The organism is Pseudomonas inefficax (assembly GCF_900277125.1).
Lineage (GTDB): Bacteria > Pseudomonadota > Gammaproteobacteria > Pseudomonadales > Pseudomonadaceae > Aquipseudomonas > Aquipseudomonas inefficax.
The window spans coordinates 1-2,124 of the sequence record NZ_OPYN01000199.1 but is presented as its reverse complement, the minus strand read 5'-3'; the positions used below and the strand labels follow the sequence as shown (position 1 = coordinate 2,124).

The following is a 2,124-nucleotide window of genomic DNA, read 5'->3' as shown; positions in this document are numbered from 1 at the left end:
AACGTGCTGGAAACCGTGTTCAAGGAGAAGGTCGCTACCCCTGAGTGGCAGGCCAAGATCAAGCAGATCGTGCCGAGCTACGGCACCAAGCTGAACGACTCGGCGGCGGCCACCCAGAAGGAGTGGAACTACACCGCTGAAGTACTGCAGCTCGAGAAGCCACCGGTGATCGACGAGAGCGTCGGCACCACGGTTGCACCGAGCCAGCCGGTCGAGAGCAAGCCTGAGAATGACATGGCGCTGTAATTGGCCATTGTTGTGACAAGAAAGCCACGGGGTGACCTCGTGGCTTTTTTGTTGGCTATTCGGGCCCTTTCGCAGCACAAGGCTGCTCCTACAGGTGCGGCGCCGTATCTGTAGGAGCAGCCTTGTGCTGCGAAGAGGCCGGTAAAGGAGAACCACTGATCTGAAATCTGGGCTGAACCTAATAAAAACATATTTTGATGCTTAAATTAATCTTGTCAGTCGATCCCCTCCAGGAGGGTGCTGTCATGAACATCAAGATCGCCGCCTTACTGCTGCTCGCCCTGTGCGCCCAGCCGGCATTGAGCCAAAGCTACTCCGACTCCAGCGAAACCCCCGCCGCCAAACCCGTCGAAGCTGCTGCACTGACCACGCGCATGGCCCTGCGTGACCTGTGGGTCGAGCACATCTTCTGGGTGCGCACCTATGCCGTCGCCAACCAGGCCGGCAGTGCCAAGGAGGCCGAAGTCGCCGCCAAGGAAGTGGTCACCGACGCCACCCGGATCGCCAACAGCATTGCCCCGTTGTACGGCCAGCCCGCTGCCGATCAGTTGCTGAAACTGCTGGCCGGCCACTGGGGCGCGATCAAGCACTACAGCGACGCCACCGTGGCCAAGGACAAAAAGGGCCAGCAAGCGGCGGTGAATGAGCTGACCAGCAATGCCAAGGCCATCGCCGCGTTCCTGGCCAAGGCCAACCCGAACCTGCCCGAGGCGACCCTGCTGACGCTGCTCAGCGCCCACGGCGGGCATCATGTGGCCCAGATCGACCAGCTGGCAGCCGGGGACTATTTGGGCGAGGCGCGCACCTGGGCGATGATGCGCGAGCATATCCTGACCCTGTCCGACGCCCTGGCTGCGGCGTTGGTCAAACAGTTCCCGGACAAGTTCTGATGCTCGAAGGCCTGGGGCGTACCCAACAGGACCTGCTCCACGCGTTGTTGCGTCAGCCATCCGGCATGAGCATCGACGACCTGGCGCAGGCCCTGGCCATCACCCGCACGGCCGTGCGCCAGCACCTGGCAGCGCTGGAGCGCGACGGTCTGGTCAGGCGTGGCGCTACCCGGCCCACCGGGCGCCGCCCGGAGCAGCTGCACGAGCTGACCGAACATGCCCGCGAACTGTTCCCACGGCAGTACCCATTGCTGGCCAACCTGCTGATTGCAGAAGTGGCCGGCTTGCTGGGGCAGGAGGCGTTGCTGGCGCTGATGCGCCAGCTGGGGCGCAAGCTGGCGGCGGACCTTGAGCACCAGGTGGTGGATGAGGCGCGCATCGTCGAGCACATGAACCATGCCGGGTACGAGGCGCAGGTGTTCTTCCGCTCAGGGGGCAAGCCGCAGATCGTTGCGCACAATTGCGTATTTCATCACCTGGCGAAGGCGCACCCGGTGGTGTGCGAGCTGGACCTGGCGCTGATCGGGGCCTTGGGTGGAGGCGAGGTCAGCCATGAGGAGTGCATGCTCAGGGGAGGGCAGGTGTGCCGGTTTGCCCTGGGCAAGAATGAGGATTGATATTGCCTGTGCTGGCCCTATCGCCGGCAAGCCAGCTCCCACAGGTACTCCGCAAGTCTCAGGAACTGTGGAGTACCTGTGGGAGCAGGCTTGTCGGCGATAGGGCCCGGGCAGGAAAAATCAACTCTGGCGCAGAATGCAGTCCAGCAACCCGGGAAACCGCTCCCCCAGCATCTCGCTACGCAACGAGTTCATATGGGTCGTCCCCACATTGCGGGTATGCACCAACCCCGCATCACGCAGCACGCGGAAATGGTGTGACATGCTCGACTTCGGCCGGCCGCCGTCCAGCTCGCCGCAGCTGGCTTCGGCCACGCCCGCCAGGTGACGCACGATACCCAGGCGCACCGGGTCGCTCAGGGCGTAGAGCA

General features: G+C 63.3%; 4 protein-coding genes. 3 read left to right on the top strand and 1 reads right to left on the bottom strand.

The window, feature by feature from the left end; translation table 11 throughout:
- The 3 genes from JV551A3_RS24000 to JV551A3_RS23990 form a co-directional block, all read left to right on the top strand.
- Nucleotides 1-246 (top strand): malate:quinone oxidoreductase (locus JV551A3_RS24000; RefSeq protein ID WP_205125971.1); only part of this gene is annotated, 246 nt, incomplete at its 5' end.
- Between the two features lie 245 nt (nt 247-491).
- Nucleotides 492-1,136: a hypothetical protein gene (locus tag JV551A3_RS23995; RefSeq protein ID WP_133979187.1), complete on the top strand. Its 645-nt coding sequence runs from the start codon at nt 492-494 to the stop codon at nt 1,134-1,136.
- Nucleotides 1,136-1,753 (top strand): helix-turn-helix transcriptional regulator, encoded by a 618-nt coding sequence (locus JV551A3_RS23990; protein WP_133979186.1) that lies wholly within the window; start codon nt 1,136-1,138, stop codon nt 1,751-1,753. The genes JV551A3_RS23995 and JV551A3_RS23990 overlap by 1 nt, the downstream gene beginning before the upstream one ends.
- A 120-nt stretch (nt 1,754-1,873) precedes the next feature.
- On the opposite strand, the gene JV551A3_RS23985 is transcribed toward JV551A3_RS23990, so the two are convergent.
- Nucleotides 1,874-2,124, bottom strand: a 251-nt coding sequence (locus JV551A3_RS23985; protein WP_133979184.1) for an ArsR/SmtB family transcription factor, incomplete at its 5' end; no start/stop codon positions are given.

What these genes read in the sequence shown, in the direction of transcription:
- JV551A3_RS23995 (WP_133979187.1), top strand. Translation starts at nt 492, where the DNA reads ATGAACATCAAGATCGCCGCCTTACTGCTGCTCGCCCTGTGCGCCCAG.
- JV551A3_RS23990 (WP_133979186.1), top strand. Translation starts at nt 1,136, where the DNA reads ATGCTCGAAGGCCTGGGGCGTACCCAACAGGACCTGCTCCACGCGTTG.